This is a genomic window from Cryptosporangium sp. NPDC051539 (genome assembly GCF_044454545.1).
Taxonomy (GTDB): domain Bacteria; phylum Actinomycetota; class Actinomycetes; order Mycobacteriales; family Cryptosporangiaceae; genus Cryptosporangium.
Genome location: NZ_JBITDV010000001.1, coordinates 22,662 through 38,521, shown reverse-complemented (window position 1 = coordinate 38,521; position 15,860 = coordinate 22,662). Strand labels below are relative to the sequence as shown.

Below are 15,860 nucleotides of genomic sequence, written 5' to 3'. Positions count from 1 at the left end.
GGCCCTCTCCTCAGTCACGGCTGCGGCGGGTCAGCCATTGGTGCCGAACGGTACCCCAGATCCCACGGCGGAAGAGCAGCACGACGAGGACGAAGACCGAGCCGGTGACCAGGTCGATGCCGTGGAAGCCGGACGACGCGAGGTAGTCGGCGAGCATCACGACCAGGAGCGCACCCAGGATTCCTCCCCACAGCGTGCCGATGCCGCCCAGCACGGTCATCAGCACGACCTCGCCCGAGGTGCTCCAGTGCAGCTCGGTCAGCGCGACGAAACCGTGGTTGATGGCGAACACCCCGCCGGCCAGGCCGGTCAGCCCGGCGGAGAGCACGAACGCGAGGAGCTTGTACTTCTCCACCTCGTAGCCGAGCGCACGGGCCCGCGCGGTGTTGTCGCGGATAGACACCAGGACCCGGCCGAACGGCGAGTGCACGATCCGCCAGGCCAGCCACATGCCGAGCAGCAGGATCGGCAGGGCCGCGTAGTAGAAGTAGAACGACTCGGTCTCCACCGGCTCGATGCCGAAGAAGCTCCGGGGCACGCCCTGCAGCCCGTTCTCGCCGCCGGTCAGGCCGCTCCACTGGTAGCCGACGAAGTAGACCATCTGCGCGAACGCGAGCGTCACCATCGCGAAGTAGATCCCGGACCGGCGCACCGACAGATATCCGAGAGGTAGGGCGAGCACCATCGCGAACACCGCGCCGCCGAGCACGGCCAGCGGGAACGGCACCCCGTAGTGCGTGGCGATCAGCCCGGTCACGTACGCCGAGCTGCCCCAGAACGCAGCGTGTCCGAAGGAGAGCAGGCCGGTGTAGCCGAGCAGGATGTCGAGGGCGATCGCGAACAGCGCCATCGCCACGATGTCCATCGCCACCGGTGGATACACGAACCAGGGCAGCGCCAGCGCGGCCACCAGGCCCACGGCCAGCAGGGCCCACCGCAGCCGTGGACTTCGCCCCGCGGCGGGGGCGTCCGCCCGGGTGACCGGCGCCTCGGTAACCGTCATGCCGTTGCCTCCCGGCGTCCGAACAGCCCGGCGGGCCGGATCAGGATGACCAGGGCCATCAGGACGAAGATCAGGATCTGCGCGAACGTCGGGGCGTACGCCTGGCCGAACGCCTCGACCAGGCCCACCAGGTAGCCGGCGACGACCGCGCCGACGATCGACCCGAGCCCGCCGATGACCACGACCGCGAACAGGATGATCGCGAAGTTGTTGCCCATGTCGGCGGTGATCGCCCGGAACGGTGCCGCGAGCACACCGGCCAGCCCGGCCAGCGCGACGCCGAAGCCGAAGACCGGCGTCACCCAGCGGCCCACGTCGATCCCCAGCGCGCGGGCGAGCTCGGGTTTCTCGGTCGACGCCCGGACGATCATGCCGACCCGGGTGCGCGTCATCACCAGCCAGACCAGCACGCAGATCACCGCGGAGGCCAGCAGCACGAACAGCTGGTAGCGCGGCAGCACGACGCCGGCCAGATCGACGCGTCCCCGGAGCGCGCCGGGGAGTTCGTACGGCAGCCCGGAGACGCCGTATCTCTGCTTGACCACCTCGACGAGGACCAGCGTCAGGCCGAACGTCAGCAGGAAGTTGTAGAGCGGGTCGAGCCGGAGCAGCCACTGCACCAGCAACCGCTCCACGACGACGCCGAACGCGAACATCAGCACCGGCACCAGCACCAGCGACCACCACAGCGAGAGGTCGAAGGAGTCGAGCAGCACGGCCGCCGTGACCGCGCCGAGCATGTAGAACGCGCCGTGGGCGAAGTTCACCACGCCCAGGACGCCGAAGATGATCGCCAGCCCGAGGGCGGCCAGCGCGTAGAAGCTGCCGGCCGCCAGGCCCTGTACCACGTACTGCAGTACTTCGTTCACCTCGAGCACGCGGACGCGTCGGCGGGGGCGAATGCTTTCGCGGCTGGAATCGTGGTGACGATCTCCTCGTAGTCCCAGTCCTCCGTGACCTCCGACGGCTTCTTCACCCGGACGAGGTACGCGTCGTGGACGACGGAGTGGTCCTTGGCCCGGACTTCGCCGTTGCGCAGGAACACGTCGTTGATCTTCTTGCCCTCGAGCTTGCCGACGACCGCGTCGGCGTCGTCGGTGCCCGCCGCCTGGACCGCCTCCAGGTACTGGAGCGCCGCGGAGTAGTTGCCGGCGTGTTCGAAGCTCGGGCGGGCACCCGTCTCCTTGAGGAACCGGTCTGCCCACGCACGCGATTCGGCGTCCATGTTCCAGTACCAGGCGTCGGTGAACATCGTGCCGGCGAACTGCTCGACGCCCAGCGAGTGGATGTCGTTGATGAGCATCAGCCCGACCGCCAGCTCGACGCCCTTCTCCTTCAGCCCGGACTCGTTGAACTGCTTGACCAGGTTGATCAGGTCACCGCCCGCGTGCATCGTGCCGATCACGTCGGGGTTGGTGCTGCCGGCCTTGGTGAGGAACGTCGCGAAGTTCTCGTTCGGGAACGGCGTCGGGATGCTGCCCTGCACCGCGCCGCCCGCCTTCTTGATCGCGGCGGTGAACGACTTGGTCATGTTCTGACCGAACTCGTAGTCGGGGTAGATGATCGTCCAGTTCTTGCCTCCGTTCCGGGTCACCGTGGTTCCGGTGCCGTTCGCGAGCATGTACGTGTTGTAGGCCCACTGGAACGTGTACTTGTTGCACTGGACGCCGGTCAGCGCGGTCGTCGCCGCGCTCACGTCCAGAAAGAGCTTCTTGTGGTTCTTGGCTTGCGTGGCGACGGCCAGAGCGGCGGACGAGGTCGGCACGTCGAGGATGACGTCCGCTCCCCCGCGCTCGTACAGCTCCGACGCCTTGGTGTTCGCGATGTCGGGCTTGTTCTGGTGGTCGGCCGACGTCACCTCGATCTTGTCGACGACCGCCTTGTCGCCGTACTTCTTCCGGTAGTCGGCCACGGCCATCTCGACCGCCTTGACGGAGTTGGGCCCCGACGCGTCCTTGTAGATCCCGGACTGGTCGTTGAGCACCGCCAGCACCAGTTTGTTCCCGGTGAAATCACCACCGGACGCACCGGGACCGCCTTCGCCGCAGGCGCCGAGCAGGAGTACGGCCGACACGGCCCCGGCCAGGAGTCGTTTGCTCTTCATCGTGGTTCTCCACATCGAGAGGTCAGATGCCGAGGTGCTTGAGTAGCTCGCCCTCGCGGCGCTGGAATTCGGAGTTGTCGAGACTTTCGACGATGCGGCCCTGGCTGAGCAGGTAGTGCCGGTCGGCGACCGTGGCGGCGAACTTGACGTTCTGCTCGATCAGCAGCACGCCGACGCCGGTCGCCTTGATCTCGCGGATGATCGCCCCGATCCGGGCCACGATCACCGGCGCCAGACCCTCGGAGGGTTCGTCCATCAGCAGCAGCCGGGCGCCGGTCCGCAGCACTCTGGCGATGGCCAGCATCTGCTGCTCCCCGCCCGACAACGTGGTGCCCCAGGACCTGCGGCGGGCGGCGAGCGCGGGGAACTCCTGGTAGACCCGCTCGAGCGTCCAGGCCCGGTCGGAGACCGCGGGCGGCAGGAGCAGGTTCTCCTCGACCGTCAGGCCGCCGTAGATGCCGCGGTCGTCCTGGACCCAGCCCAGGCCGGCCCGGGCCCGCTGGTGGGCCGGCAGGCGGGTGACGTCGCGGCCGAGGAAGCCCACGGTGCCGCCGGCCTGCCGGTGCAGTCCGATCAGGCACCGCACCAGGGTGGTCTTCCCGGCGCCGTTGCGTCCGGCGAGCGCGACGACCTCGCCCTCGCCCACCCGGAGGTCCACCCCGTGCAGCGCCTGGGCCTGGCCGTACCACGCGGTCAGGCCGGTGACCTCAAGCATGGTCGGCCTCGCCCAGGTAGGCGGTGATGACCCGCTCGTCGTTGCGGACCTCGTCGTAGTCACCCTCCGCCAGGATCCGGCCCTGCTGCAGCACCGTGACCCGGTCCGCCAGGCTGCCGACGACGTGCATGTTGTGGTCGACGAAGACCACGGTGCGGCCGTCGGCGATGCGCCGGATCAGCTCGATCGTGCGGTCGACGTCCTCGATCCCCATTCCGGCCGTGGGCTCGTCGAGGAGCATCACGGAGGGATCCAGCGCCAGCACCAGTGACAGCTCGAGCGCGCGCTTCTGTCCGTAGGCGAGCACTCCGACCGGCTTGTCGGCCAGCGTCGCGAGCCCCACCTGCGCGAGCAGTTCCTCCACCCGGGCCCGGTTGCGGCCCAGCAGCTTCTCCGACCGCCAGAATCGGAACCCCTGCCCGGTGAGGCCCTGCAGAGCCAGCTCCACGTGCTCGCGGCTCGTCAGCGTCTCGAACAGGCTGGTGATCTGGAACGAGCGGGCCACGCCCCGGCGCGCGACCTGCTCGGGCGGCCGGCCGGTGACGTCCTCGCCGAAGACCGCGATCGTTCCGGACGTCGGCGAGAGGAAGCCGGTCAAGAGGTTGAACAACGTGGTCTTGCCCGCGCCGTTGGGGCCCACCAGCGCGTGCACGCTGCCCTCGCGAACCTCCAGGTCCACCGAGTCGACCGCGCGGAAGCCCCGGAACTCCTTGGTCAGGGCACGCGCACGCACCGCCACCGGAGACGTCATCGCGCGCACACGAAGCTCTGGGCGCTCTCCGGATCGCCCGAGCGGTACTTCGGCCAGCGCGGGTACTCGCAGAGCGGGCGCGTCCGGCCGTTCCTGGTGTCGGCGGCCACCGGCGCGACCGGCGCCCGTCCGTTCCCGACCCATTGCTCGAGTGCGGACAGCGAGTCCCAACCGGCGGCGAACGCCGGGGCACCGAAGTTGGCGTGATTCGCCCCCGGTACGAGGTAGTACCGGAGGAATTTCTCGGTCTGCCCGGCGCCTACCGTATCGAGTACCCGCTCGTAGTAGTCGTTCGTCGAACGGTGCGAGACCAGTTCGTCCGCGGCGCCGTGGAGAACGAGCAACCGGCCGCCGGAACGCGCGAACGGACGCAGGTCGGCATTGTTGCGATCCTGGATCGTGGAGAGATCGCTGATTCGGGAAAGCCATTTCCCCGGCCGCGCCGGATCGAGGTCGAGTGAGTGGTAGCCGGGATTCCTGGTCACGGAATACTTCACCCATTGATCCCAGAACTGGAATCCGTACCCGCTGGTCGCCGGCATCGGGTCGGCGGGCGCGGTGATGCCGAATCCCAGATAGGGCGTCCGCATGTCGGCGCCCGAGAGAACGGGGAAGCCGGGGTACTGCCGCTCGCCGCTGGCGAGGCGGTACGGCCAGCGGAACGGTGTGGACGCCGCGATCACCGAGGTGATCTGCAGATCGGAAAGGCAGGTCGGTCCGGTGTCGGCACCCGTGGGGCAGCGCAGGACCCGGGGATCGAAATGGCAGCCTTCCTCGTCGGAAATGATGGTGTCCTTGACCCCGTCGCGCCCGTCACAGGCCGCCATGACGCTGTTGTAGACGAGGGTCTGCTTGTCCGGCCCGGGAAACGCACCGGGGCGGGCCATGAGGCGCGCCAGGTAGCCGAGATACAGAATCTCGGCCGCGTTGTTCCAGGCCGGATAGGCGGAGATGACGCCGTCGAACGCGTCCGGCCATCGTTGCGCGACGACCAGCGCCTCGCGGCCGCCGGTCGAGCCGCCGGCGAAGAACGCCCGGCCCGGTCCCGTGCCGTAGCCGAGACGGATCAGGTACCTCGCCGCGTCGTGGGTCTTCTTGAGCGCGTCACCGGCCGCGAAATTCCGCAGCGCCTCGTCGTTCGTGCCGAACGATCCGTCCAGCGACCCGGTCGGACCGGCCTGATGGCCCGAGTCGCTCCCGTACGTCGCATACCCCCGGGCCAGCGGCGTCGGCTGATCGGGACGGCCGAACGGCACGTTCTGGGTGACGTCGGGAATCGTGCCGTCGTACCCGCCGCCGCCGAACATCATCGAGTTGCCGTTCCAGCCGTCCGGAAGCCCGAGTTGCAACCGGATGTCGGGAGCGGACCGGTCGATCGGGAAGAGCGACGCGCGGACGCTGCAGTACTCGATCGTCGTGCCGTTCACGACCTTGGTCGCCGCGGACGCCGACTCGACCCGGCCACCCCGGGTCGGCAAGCTGATCGCCGACGCCGGGATCGCGCTCGCCGCCAGCTCCGCACATCTCGGGTCCCGGCTCGCCGCCGCGGTAGCGGAGACGGGGCCGACGACCGCTGTCGCGCCGACCACTGCGGTGACCAGGATGGCACCGAGAGTCATTCGGGTTAATTGCCGACGAACTGGTATCAGCGTCCTCATTGGGCACCTCCAGGTAAGCACCCCGTGCCATGGTTTCGTCCATAGGCGACACTGGGTGCCAGACACTGTGTCAGCCGTCACAACTCTCCGCAAGCCTCCACAGAGGAAAAGGAGTCCGGATCGGACGGCCGGCCGAGGTCGGCCGGAGACCGGTCAGGGCCGGTCGAGCTGAGTGCGCAGACCGTGCAGCCGCAGTGCCACCTGCAGTTGCAGCGCCCGGTCCGGGGCGCGCCAATCCGTCCCCAGGAGGCTCTCGACGCGCTCCAGCCGCTTCAGCAACGTGTTCAGGTGGATGTGCAGCGCCGCGGCCGTGCGGGTGAGGTTGCCGGAGTTCTCGAAGTACGACGACAGGGTGGCCACGAGCCGCGTCGACTTCTGCGCGTCGTGGGCCAGGAGCGCGGTCAGCGCGTCGGCGAGGAACCGGTCGAGGTCCGGCGCGCGGTTCGCGTCGAACAACAGGGCGAACATGGCGTACGGCGCGGCCGTCGATCCCCGGTCCGTCACGCCCAGCCGCTGCATGAGGTCGCAGCACCGGCCGGCGATCTCGAACGCCCGGCCCCAGTTGCCGGCCTCCGCCGTTTCCGCGACGACCCGGACCGCCGAGCCCAGTTCCCGGCGGAGGCGACCGTGGATGACGTCGGCGAGTCCCGCGGCATCCGGCGAAGCCGCGAGCAGGGTCGCGCGGCCCAGGTGCTCACCGGCCAGGCCCTTCCACTCCGCCGACATCGCGTGCAGCCGGCGGCCGAGATCGGAGGCCGGCCTGGTCTCCGACTTCGCGACCACGACGACGTTCAGCGCGGTGATGTCCACACCCCGGGCGTGCGCCCGCGCACGCTGGGCCGGGCCGACCGGCGCGCCGGAGACCAGGAGTTCCGACAGCAGACCGCCGCTGACCCGTTCCTCGGCTTCGGCGACCGCGGTCTCCTTGAGGATGAGCAGCCCCATGATCTGGGCGGCCCGCTCCAGCGTGCGCATGTCGACCGCGGTGGGCTCTTCGGCGCGGGCCAGCAGGAGCGCCCCGAGGTAGGTGTCGCCCGCTTGGACCGTGGCGGCGCTGTGCCACGTCCCGGCACCGTCGGTGGCGGTGGCCCACCGCCCGGTCCGGCGCGCCTGCTCGACGACGTCGGCCGAGGTCGAGGGGTAAGCCGAGGTCAAGGGGCCGGCCGAGGTCAAGGGCGTGGGGCGCTCGATCGCCGCACCGACCGCGCAGCCGGCGACGATCGCGCCGGCCCGGTCGAGGACCGTGACCTCGCCCCGCAGGTGCTCGACCAGCAGCCGGGCGATCTCGTCGGCGCCGCCCCCCTTCAGCACCACGCCGGTGAGGGCTTCGTGGACGGCCTGGGCCCGTTCGGTCACCGCGACCTGCTGTTCGATGGTGACGAAAGCCGCCTGCAACTGCTTGAGGGCGGAGCGGCTCTCGTCGTACAGCCGCGCGTTGTTGAGCGCGACGGCCGCGTGATCGGCGAACGCGCTGAGCAGCGCCACCTCGTCGTGCTCGAAGGGCCGCTCGGTGCGGTCGGCGGCGAACAGCACGCCGATCACGTTCTCGCCCACCAGCAGGGGAACGCCGAGCAGCGCGACCATGCCTTCCGGAACGACGAGACCGTCGAACGTCTGGTCGTGCGGGACGTCGCGGGTCTTGAGGTAGTTGCTCACCCAAGCCGGCGCACCCGTGGCGATGACCCGGCCTCCCACGCCGGTGCCCGGGGGCACGCTGGCGTCGTTGAACGTCGACGAGATCGTGCCCTGGGAGGCCTTCAGCGTCAGCTTGCCGTCGGCGCCGACGAGCGAGAGGTACGTGAAATCCGTACCGACCAGTTCGTGCGCCTCGCGCACGATCGACTCCAGCACGGCGTCGATCTCCCCCAGCGCGGTCAGCGATCGCGCGGTGGCGTAGAGGGCGCCGAGTTCGCGCTCACGCCGGAGACGGTAGGACGCGAGATCCGGGCTCGACGTCCGGCGACCGGGTGCCTCGCTCATCACTCGACCCGCCTCCGAGGTGGGAGATTCTTCTACTGCCATGGCTACGGAAGTGGAGAGATCTTCCCTCACCGGGACGTCGTGACACACCTAGAGTTCAGCGAGACACGGGTGTGACCCGCGCCACAACGCGCTCGGAGGCATGCAGTTGACACACGTGATGCGCGGCCTGATGCAGGACCGCCCGCTGACGATTCCGACGCTGTTGTCGCGCGTCGAGACCAACTTCGGCCACAAGCGGATCATCACCGGCGCCTCCGGAACCGTCTCGACGTGGAGCGAGGTCGCGCCGCGCGTCCGCCGGCTGATGCGAGTACTCGACCGCCTCGAGGTGCCGGTCGGGGCGTGCGTGGGCACGTTCGCCTGGAACAGCCAGCGTCATCTCGAGCTCTACCTCGGAATCCCCGGCTCGGGACGGATCCTGCACACGATCAATCACCGTCTCTACGGCGAGCAGGTCACGTTCATCGTCAACGACGCCGCCGACGACGTGCTCTTCGTCGACCGGACGATCCTGCCGGTGGTCTGGCCGTTGGTCTCGTCGTTCACCTCGATCCGGCACATCGTCGTCATGGACGACGGCGGAGATTTCCCGCTCCCGGACGACCCCCGCATCCTCGACTACGAGGACCTTCTCGCCGAACAGAGCGACGACTCGCCCGCCCCCGCCCTCGATGACGAGAACGCGGCCGCGTCGCTCTGCTACACCTCGGGAACGACCGGCAATCCCAAAGGGGTCCTCTACAGCCACCGGTCGGTCGTCCTGCACAGCCTGCTGCTGCTCGGTGCCGACGTCTTCGCGCTGAGCGAGAAGGACGTCGTCGCGCCGATCGTGCCGATGTTCCACGTGAACGCGTGGGGGCTCCCCTACGCCGCGATGCAGTGCGGTGCCGATCTCGTCCTGCCCGGGCCGGCCACCGGTCCGGAAGAGCTGGTCACGCTGCTCTCCCGTCACCGGGTCACGTTCTCCGCCGCCGTCGCGACGGTCTGGCGGGATCTGATTCCGGTGCTGGCCGCCCACGACCTGGGCAGCCTCCGCCACATCGCGTGCGGTGGCGGCGCCGTCGACGACGCCCTGTCGAGCACCTACGAGCGGATCATCGGGATCCCGCTGACCAACGCCTGGGGGATGACGGAGACCAGTCCCGTCGTCACGACCTCCCGCCTGGCGACGCATCACGACGGCCTGACCGGCGACGAACGGCGGCTCCTGCTCGGCACCCCCGGTCCGGCGGTGCCGCTGACCGAGATGCGTGTCGTCTCCGACGAAGGCACGCTGCAGCCGCGCGACGGGAGCACCCCGGGCGAGTTGCAGGTCGCCGGAGCGACGATCGCGAGCGCGTATTTCGGCGCGGACCCGGGCGCGGACTCCTTCACCGGCGACGGCTGGTTGCGCACCGGCGACGTGGCCACGATCGACGAGTGGGGCTATCTCCGCATCGTCGACCGCACCAAAGACCTGGTGAAGTCGGGCGGCGAGTGGATCTCCTCGGTCGCGCTCGAGAACGCGATCATGGCCGATCCCCGGGTCAGGGAGGCGGCCGTGGTGGGCGTCGCCGATCCGCGGTGGGGCGAGCGGCCGGTGGCCTGCGTCGTTCCCGCCGCGGGGGTGGTCCTCACCGGGGACGACGTCCGCGCCCATTTACGCGGCCGGGTGGCCTCGTGGTGGATCCCCGAGCGCATCGAGCTGCTCGACGAGATCCCCAAGACCGCCACGGGCAAATGGTCGAAACAAGCGTTACGCCGCCGGCTAGCCGAGTGATCGAAAAGAGTCTGCCATGCCGATTGAACCGCGCTTGATCGTCACCGGGCACAACGACGACGGCGATGCCGTCTTCGTGGAGGATCGCCGCCCCGAGGCCGTCTCGGTCCAGGCGCTGCCCGGCGCCGACTTCTACCTGCTGTGGGGTACCCAGGACGGAGTCGCCACGGTCGGCGAGAAGGACCCGGCGCCGGTCCTGCGGCCGTACTTTCCCGGTCTCGGGGGCAGCCGGGCGCTGTTCCTCCGCTGGGCCCCGTACTCCGACGAGCCCTCGGCCGACGCCGACAGCGTCCGGAGCGAGGTCGCGGAGAAACTTCCCGGTCTGCTCGACCCGTTCGAGGAGAACGGCGACGGGATGCACACGACCGACACCGTCGACTACGCGATCTGCCTCGAGGGCGAACTGTCCCTCGAACTCGACCACGGCGCCGAAGTGACGCTCACCCCTGGAACCTGCGTGGTCCAGCTCGGTACCAGGCACGCCTGGAAGAACAAGAGCGATCGGCCGGCGCTGATGTGTTACGTCCAAATCGGAGCCACACGTGCTTAGGGAGTCCGGCATGCCGCACGAAACCGCGCAACGGAGCGCGCACAGATCCTGGCGCCGCGTCGTCACCGCTTTAGGCCTCACCGGGGCGCTGCTGGCGGCGGCCGGATGCGCCAGTTCCCCGCAGAGCACGACCGCCGGCTCCGGGGGCGGCCCGAAGGGGAAGACCGTCGCTTTCGTGGGATACGGCAGCACCAACCAGTGGGCCGCCTACTTCAACGGCGTGTTCACCAAGAAGCTGGTGGCGAAGGGCGTCAAGGTCAAGGATCTGACGACGATGGACCCCGGTACTGCCGTGCAGAACTTCAACCAGGCCATCGCCGAGAAGCCCGACCTGATCGTGACGGCCCTGCTCGACACCACGTCGATGGCGGTCCCGATCCAGAAGGCCAAGCAGGCGGGCGTCCCGGTCCTCGTCTTCGACGGACGCCCGGACCCCAAGGTCGACGGCGACGTCATGCAGGTCGTGTCGGACAACGTCGCGCTGGGAACGGCCGCCGCGCAGAACATCGTCGAAGGCCTCACCGCGCAGGGGAAGAAGACCGGCAAGATCTTCGTGATCACCGGCACGGCCTCGTCGCTGGTCACGCAGGACCGGATGAAGGGCTTCAAGGCCGAAATGGCCTCCGCGCCGCAGTTCCAGGTGGTGGAAACCCAGGACGGCAACTGGGACCCGACCCGGTCGGGCCAGATCGCCACCCAGCTCCTGGCGAAGTACGGCTGCTCCGGCATCCAGGCCGCGTACGGGATGGCCGACTACATGGCGCTGCCGATCATCGCGTCGGCCAAGCAGGCCGGCTGCCCGGTCGCCGGCCAGAACGGCCTAGTCGTGACGAGCAGCAACTGCTTCAAGGCCGGTATCGACGCGATCAAGGCCGGCACGCTCTACGGCACCGCGACCGAAGACCCGGGCACGATCGCGGAGCAGACCGCCGACTACGTCCTCCGGTACTTCAACGGCGAGAACCCGTCCAAGAAGGAGACCGTCCGCGAGGAGCGGGTGACGGCCAAGAACGTCGATCAGTTCGCGGCCCAGTGCAGCAAGGCATGAGCCTGATCCAGGTCGAAGGGTTGTCGAAGTCCTACGCCGGCACGGTCGCGATCCGGGGGGTGGACCTGGACATCCGGGCCGGGGAGGTCCACGCGCTCTGCGGCCACAACGGAGCGGGCAAGAGCACCGTGGTCCGGCTCCTCTCCGGACAGCAGAGCCCGGACGGCGGATCGATCGCGATCGACGGCACGCCGGTCGAGCTGAAGACCCGGCGCGACGCCCAGACCGCCGGGGTCGCGCTGGTCGACCAGGAGCTGAGCGTCGTTCCGTCGCTGACCGTGGGCGAGAACCTGTTCCTGGGCGATCGCGACGCGGGCTGGCTGAACCGGCGCCGGGCGCAGCGCCGCCGCGCCCGGCAGATGCTGGACGATCTCGGGCTCTCCCACGTGCGGCCGGAACAGCGGCTCTCGACGCTCGGCCTGGGCGAGCGGCAGCTCGTCGAGATCGCCCGGGCGCTGGGCCAGCGCGCCCGGCTGGTCATCCTCGACGAGCCGACCGCCACGCTCACGGACGTCGAGAGCGAGCACGTCTACGCCGCGGTGCGCAGCGTGGCCGCGGCCGGCTGCGCGGTGCTGTTCGTCTCGCACCGCCTGGGTGAGGTCCTCGAACTGTGCGACCGGGTGACCGTCATGCGCGACGGTGCGGTCGTCACGACGAGCGACGCCGCCGCGCTGACCGTGCCCGTGCTGATCCGGCACATGCTCGGCGAGACGCCGGAAGCGGCGCCGCGGATCCGGCCGGAAGCCGGGTCCGGGGACGCGGTACTGGAGCTCACGTCGGTCGCCGTGCCGGGCCGCTTCGGCGAGCTCTCGCTCCAGGTGCGCTCCGGCACCATCTACGCGATCGCCGGTCAGCTGGGGTCCGGCGCCTCGGACGTGCTCCGGGGGGTGGCCGGCCTGCTTCCGGCGATGGCGGGCACGGTCACGGTGGGCAACGGACGGCTGCGGCCGGCCGACCCGGTCGCCGCGGCCCGCTCCGGTGTCGCGTTCGCGTCCAACGACCGCAAGTCCGAGGGCCTGTTCCTCGACCGCTCCACTGCGGTGAATCTGCTCGTGACCCGGATCCCGGCGCTCAGCCGGTTCGGTCTGGTCAGCACGCGCCGCTGGAAGGAGACCGAAAGCCGGATGGCCGAGCTGTGCGGTTTTCCGGTGCGCCGGCTCGGTCTGCCGGTCCGCAACCTCAGTGGGGGCAACCAGCAGAAGGCGTTCGTGGGCCGCTCCCTGGAGCGGCCCGGTACCCGGGTCCTCCTGCTCGACGATCCGACCCGCGGCGTCGACGTCGGTGGCCGGGCCGCCGTGCACCGCCTGATCCGGGACGCCGCCGACCGGGGTGTGGCGGTCGTGTTCTCCTCCACCGAGCTGGACGAGCTGGTCGACCTGGCCGACGTCGTGCTCACGATGTACCAGGGCCGGATCGTGCGGCGGCACGACGAGGCCGTGCCGGGCGACGTCCTCCTCTACGAGATGACCCACGGCACGGAGCCCGGATGAGCGCGGTCACCGCCGAGCCGGCCGGCCGCCGCCGCGTCGGCCGTCCGCACTGGTCCGGCGTCCTCGCCGTCGCGGCGCTCGTCGCGCTCCTCCTCGCCGGGGCGTCGACCCACCGCTTCCTGAGCTTCGACAACCTCAAGGCCATCCTCAACTCGGCCAGCCTGATCGGCATCGCCGGGCTGGGACTGACCCTGATCGTGATCGGGGGCACGTCGGTCTCGCTGGCCATCTCGCAGTCCGTGGCGGTCAGCGCCATGGTCTTCCTGGCCACGCAGTCGTCCGGCCTGGTCGTCGCCCTGATCGCGACGCTCGTCGTGGGCGCGGTGATCAGCGGGGTCCAGGGTCTGGTCGTGGGGTACGGAGCGGCCAACCCGATCGTCCTGACCATCGCCGCCAGCTTCGCGCTGACCGGCCTGGCCACCTGGATCGGCGGCGGCACCTCGGTATACCCCACCGGCACCGGCTACACCGTGCTGAACGCGACACCCGGAGGTATCCCGCTCAGCGTCTGCGCGATGGTGCTGCTCACCGTCGCACTGCAGGCGATCCTCGACCGCAGCGTCTTCGGCCGCCTGCTCTACCTCGTCGGGGAGAACCGGCCGGCGGCCCGCGCCGCGGGCCTGCCGGTCGGCCGGGTGGTGACGGTCGCCTGGGTCCTGGCCGGCGTGCTGTTCGCGGTCGCCGCCGCGTTCAGCGGCGCGTTCAACACCAGCGCGAACATCAACCTCGGCGGGACGCTCACGTTCGACGCCATCGCCGCGGTTCTCGCCGGTGGGACGCCGATCGCGGGAGGCAAGGGTTCGGCGTGGCGGACGCTGGCCGGCGTGCTCCTGATCGCGACGGTCTCCGACATCCTGCTGCTCCGCGGATACAGCACGGGCGCCCAGATCATGGTGAAGGGCCTGATCGTCCTGGCCGTGATCCTCGTGGTGCACCTTCGCACGACGAGAGGCCGCCCATGATCCGGCATTCCCGGCCCGAAGTGCTCGTTCCCGGCGTCGCGCTCGGCGTCACGATCGTCCTCTTCCTGGCCCTCCCGCTGCGTACCGGCCAGCTGCTGACGCCGTTCGACGCCTACAACGCGCTGCAGGTGCTGGCCCGGCTGGGGCCGCTGATCCTGGCGCTCGGGCTGACGATGATCGCCGGCGAGTTCGACCTCTCCGTCGTCGGCACCTACGCGTTCGGCGGGATGCTCGCGGTGACCTACGGGCAGGGGCACTGGACGCTCGGTCTGGCCCTGGCACTGGCCGCCGGAGTCGCCGTCGGCGTCGTGCAGGGCGTCATCATCGCGCGGTTCCGCATCTCGTCGATGCCGGTGACGCTGGCGACCTACATCAGCCTGCTGGGGCTGACCAGCTCCCTGTCGGGAGGCTTGAGCAAGACGTTCGACAACGCCGGCGTCACGCTCTGGGTGGACCGGCCGATCCTCCAGGTGTTCTCCCCGCGCAGCCTGCTCGTCCTCGTCGTCTTCGTGCTGTTGGCCGTTGTTCTGGCCGGTACCCGCTGGGGACGGGAGATCCGGGCGATCGGCGGCGACCGGCGGGCGAGCCGGGTCTCCGGCGTACGCGACGACCGGTTGCTCGTCGGCCTGTTCGCGCTCTCCGGTCTGCTCGCGGCCGGTGGCGGTGCGCTGCTGAACTTCAGCCTCGGCTCGGCCAACCCCGACCCGGGGGTCCAGCCGCTGATCCTCGCGGCCGTGGCGGCCCTGCTCGGCGGCGTCTCGCTGGCCGGCGGGCGGGGAAGCGTCCTGGGCCTGCTCGCCGGGGCGCTGACGATCGCGTTCCTGGCCCAGATCGTGACGGTGGCCGCGCTGCCCACGTACGTCAGTCAGCTGTTCTATGCCCTGCTGCTCGCGGGGGTGGTCGCCGTCGACGCGCCCGGCCTGCGTCGCGGCGTGGTCCGACTCGGAAAGGCCTTGCGTTGAGCGCTCCCACGGTGGTGTACGACGGACTCCGGTTCCCCGAGGGCGCCCGCTGGAGGGACGGACGGCTCTGGTTCTCCGACATGCACACCGGCGAGATCTTCCGGGCCGACCCGGTCTCCGGGAAGCCGCCGGAGATCGTCGCCCGCATCGACGACCAGCCGTCCGGCCTCGGCTGGGCTTCCGACGGCTCCCTGCTCGTCAGTTCGATGACCCGCCGGCTGGTGATCCGGGTCGACCCGGCCGGAACCCAGAGCGTCTTCGCCGATCTGTCCGGCTACACCGATGCCCCGATCAACGACATGGTCGTCGACGGCGACGGCCGCGCCTACGTCGGTGGTTTCGGTTACGACCTCTATGCGGACGCTCCGCAGCGCCCCGGTCCGATCTTCGTGCTGGAGCCCAACGGTGACGCGCGGATCGTGCGCGACGATCTGGTGTTCCCGAACGGCTCGGTGGTGCTGCCCGGATCGCGCACTCTCGTCGTCGCCGAAACGTGGGCGGCACGGCTGACGGCGTTCACGATCGCGGACGCCGGGGACCTGCTCGACAAACGGGTCTGGGCACCGCTGCCGGCCGGCGCCACCCCGGACGGCCTGTGCGTCGACGTCGAGAGCGGCGTCTGGGTGGCGGACATCAGCAACGGGCGGTTCCTGCGCGTGACCGAGGGAGGCGACGTCACCGACCGGATCGAGGTCGGCGACCGGGCACCGGCCGACTGCACGCTGGGCGGCGCCGACGGACGGACCCTGTACCTGCTCACGGCCAACAGCTGGCAGCCGTCCGAGACCGGAGTCCGCGCCGGTCGGGTCGAGGCGGTCGACGTCGACGTGCCGGGGGCCGACCAGCCGCGATGCTGACGTCGGGAGGGCCGGTTG

14 protein-coding genes are annotated in these 15,860 nt (G+C 70.0%); 7 read left to right on the top strand and 7 right to left on the bottom strand.

The window, feature by feature from the left end:
* Nucleotides 1-10: 10 nt before the first annotated feature.
* From ACIBZJ_RS00195 to ACIBZJ_RS00165, 7 genes are all read right to left on the bottom strand, one after another.
* Nucleotides 11-1,003, bottom strand: a complete 993-nt coding sequence (locus ACIBZJ_RS00195; protein ID WP_395923777.1) for a branched-chain amino acid ABC transporter permease — start codon at nt 1,001-1,003, stop codon at nt 11-13.
* Entirely contained in the window at nt 1,000-1,872 is an 873-nt protein-coding gene (locus ACIBZJ_RS00190; protein WP_395925956.1) for a branched-chain amino acid ABC transporter permease, read from the bottom strand. Before ACIBZJ_RS00190 ends, ACIBZJ_RS00195 begins: the two co-directional genes overlap by 4 nt.
* Nucleotides 1,869-3,107 carry an ABC transporter substrate-binding protein gene (locus ACIBZJ_RS00185; RefSeq protein ID WP_395923775.1) on the bottom strand — a complete coding sequence of 413 codons (1,239 nt, stop codon included), beginning with the start codon at nt 3,105-3,107 and terminating at the stop codon, nt 1,869-1,871. Before ACIBZJ_RS00185 ends, ACIBZJ_RS00190 begins: the two co-directional genes overlap by 4 nt.
* A gap of 22 nt (nt 3,108-3,129) precedes the next feature.
* Nucleotides 3,130-3,822, bottom strand: coding sequence for an ABC transporter ATP-binding protein (locus tag ACIBZJ_RS00180; protein WP_395923773.1), 693 nt, complete (start codon nt 3,820-3,822; stop codon nt 3,130-3,132).
* A complete protein-coding gene (locus tag ACIBZJ_RS00175) occupies nt 3,815-4,573 on the bottom strand; it encodes an ABC transporter ATP-binding protein (protein WP_395923771.1) in 759 nt (252 codons plus the stop codon). The genes ACIBZJ_RS00180 and ACIBZJ_RS00175 overlap by 8 nt, the downstream gene beginning before the upstream one ends.
* Entirely contained in the window at nt 4,570-6,192 is a 1,623-nt protein-coding gene (locus tag ACIBZJ_RS00170) for a tannase/feruloyl esterase family alpha/beta hydrolase (RefSeq protein ID WP_395923769.1), read from the bottom strand. The genes ACIBZJ_RS00175 and ACIBZJ_RS00170 overlap by 4 nt, the downstream gene beginning before the upstream one ends.
* 192 nt (nt 6,193-6,384) lie before the next feature.
* On the bottom strand, nt 6,385-8,211 hold the full coding sequence (locus ACIBZJ_RS00165; RefSeq protein WP_395923767.1) for a helix-turn-helix domain-containing protein: 1,827 nt from the start codon (nt 8,209-8,211) through the stop codon (nt 6,385-6,387).
* 160 nt (nt 8,212-8,371) lie between these two features.
* Here ACIBZJ_RS00165 and ACIBZJ_RS00160 point away from each other — a divergent pair, with 160 nt between their 5' ends.
* Genes ACIBZJ_RS00160 through ACIBZJ_RS00130 form a run of 7 tightly spaced genes read left to right on the top strand, consistent with a single transcriptional unit; the run spans nt 8,372 to nt 15,842 of the window.
* Nucleotides 8,372-9,973 carry a long-chain fatty acid--CoA ligase gene (locus tag ACIBZJ_RS00160; RefSeq protein ID WP_395925954.1) on the top strand — a complete coding sequence of 534 codons (1,602 nt, stop codon included), beginning with the start codon at nt 8,372-8,374 and terminating at the stop codon, nt 9,971-9,973.
* Between the two features lie 16 nt (nt 9,974-9,989).
* Entirely contained in the window at nt 9,990-10,523 is a 534-nt protein-coding gene (locus ACIBZJ_RS00155; protein WP_395923765.1) for a cupin domain-containing protein, read from the top strand.
* Between the two features lie 10 nt (nt 10,524-10,533).
* On the top strand, nt 10,534-11,571 hold the full coding sequence (locus ACIBZJ_RS00150; protein WP_395923763.1) for a sugar ABC transporter substrate-binding protein: 1,038 nt from the start codon (nt 10,534-10,536) through the stop codon (nt 11,569-11,571).
* Entirely contained in the window at nt 11,568-13,061 is a 1,494-nt protein-coding gene (locus tag ACIBZJ_RS00145; protein WP_395923762.1) for a sugar ABC transporter ATP-binding protein, read from the top strand. The genes ACIBZJ_RS00150 and ACIBZJ_RS00145 overlap by 4 nt, the downstream gene beginning before the upstream one ends.
* Nucleotides 13,058-14,023, top strand: a complete 966-nt coding sequence (locus tag ACIBZJ_RS00140) for an ABC transporter permease (protein ID WP_395923761.1) — start codon at nt 13,058-13,060, stop codon at nt 14,021-14,023. The genes ACIBZJ_RS00145 and ACIBZJ_RS00140 overlap by 4 nt, the downstream gene beginning before the upstream one ends.
* Nucleotides 14,020-14,985 carry a hypothetical protein gene (locus tag ACIBZJ_RS00135; protein ID WP_395923759.1) on the top strand — a complete coding sequence of 322 codons (966 nt, stop codon included), beginning with the start codon at nt 14,020-14,022 and terminating at the stop codon, nt 14,983-14,985. The genes ACIBZJ_RS00140 and ACIBZJ_RS00135 overlap by 4 nt, the downstream gene beginning before the upstream one ends.
* Nucleotides 14,982-15,842, top strand: coding sequence for an SMP-30/gluconolactonase/LRE family protein (locus ACIBZJ_RS00130; RefSeq protein ID WP_395923757.1), 861 nt, complete (start codon nt 14,982-14,984; stop codon nt 15,840-15,842). The genes ACIBZJ_RS00135 and ACIBZJ_RS00130 overlap by 4 nt, the downstream gene beginning before the upstream one ends.
* The last annotated feature ends 18 nt before the right edge of the window (nt 15,843-15,860 follow it).

Bases quoted from the DNA above. Each gene is read 5' to 3' on its own strand.
- ACIBZJ_RS00150 (WP_395923763.1), top strand. From the start codon at position 10,534: ATGCCGCACGAAACCGCGCAACGGAGCGCGCACAGATCCTGGCGCCGC.
- ACIBZJ_RS00180 (WP_395923773.1), bottom strand. From the start codon at position 3,822: ATGCTTGAGGTCACCGGCCTGACCGCGTGGTACGGCCAGGCCCAGGCG.
- ACIBZJ_RS00175 (WP_395923771.1), bottom strand. From the start codon at position 4,573: ATGACGTCTCCGGTGGCGGTGCGTGCGCGTGCCCTGACCAAGGAGTTC.
- ACIBZJ_RS00140 (WP_395923761.1), top strand. From the start codon at position 13,058: ATGAGCGCGGTCACCGCCGAGCCGGCCGGCCGCCGCCGCGTCGGCCGT.
- ACIBZJ_RS00170 (WP_395923769.1), bottom strand. From the start codon at position 6,192: ATGACTCTCGGTGCCATCCTGGTCACCGCAGTGGTCGGCGCGACAGCG.
- ACIBZJ_RS00135 (WP_395923759.1), top strand. From the start codon at position 14,020: ATGATCCGGCATTCCCGGCCCGAAGTGCTCGTTCCCGGCGTCGCGCTC.
- ACIBZJ_RS00160 (WP_395925954.1), top strand. From the start codon at position 8,372: ATGCGCGGCCTGATGCAGGACCGCCCGCTGACGATTCCGACGCTGTTG.
- ACIBZJ_RS00145 (WP_395923762.1), top strand. From the start codon at position 11,568: ATGAGCCTGATCCAGGTCGAAGGGTTGTCGAAGTCCTACGCCGGCACG.
- ACIBZJ_RS00195 (WP_395923777.1), bottom strand. From the start codon at position 1,003: ATGACGGTTACCGAGGCGCCGGTCACCCGGGCGGACGCCCCCGCCGCG.
- ACIBZJ_RS00185 (WP_395923775.1), bottom strand. From the start codon at position 3,107: ATGAAGAGCAAACGACTCCTGGCCGGGGCCGTGTCGGCCGTACTCCTG.
- ACIBZJ_RS00155 (WP_395923765.1), top strand. From the start codon at position 9,990: ATGCCGATTGAACCGCGCTTGATCGTCACCGGGCACAACGACGACGGC.
- ACIBZJ_RS00165 (WP_395923767.1), bottom strand. From the start codon at position 8,211: ATGAGCGAGGCACCCGGTCGCCGGACGTCGAGCCCGGATCTCGCGTCC.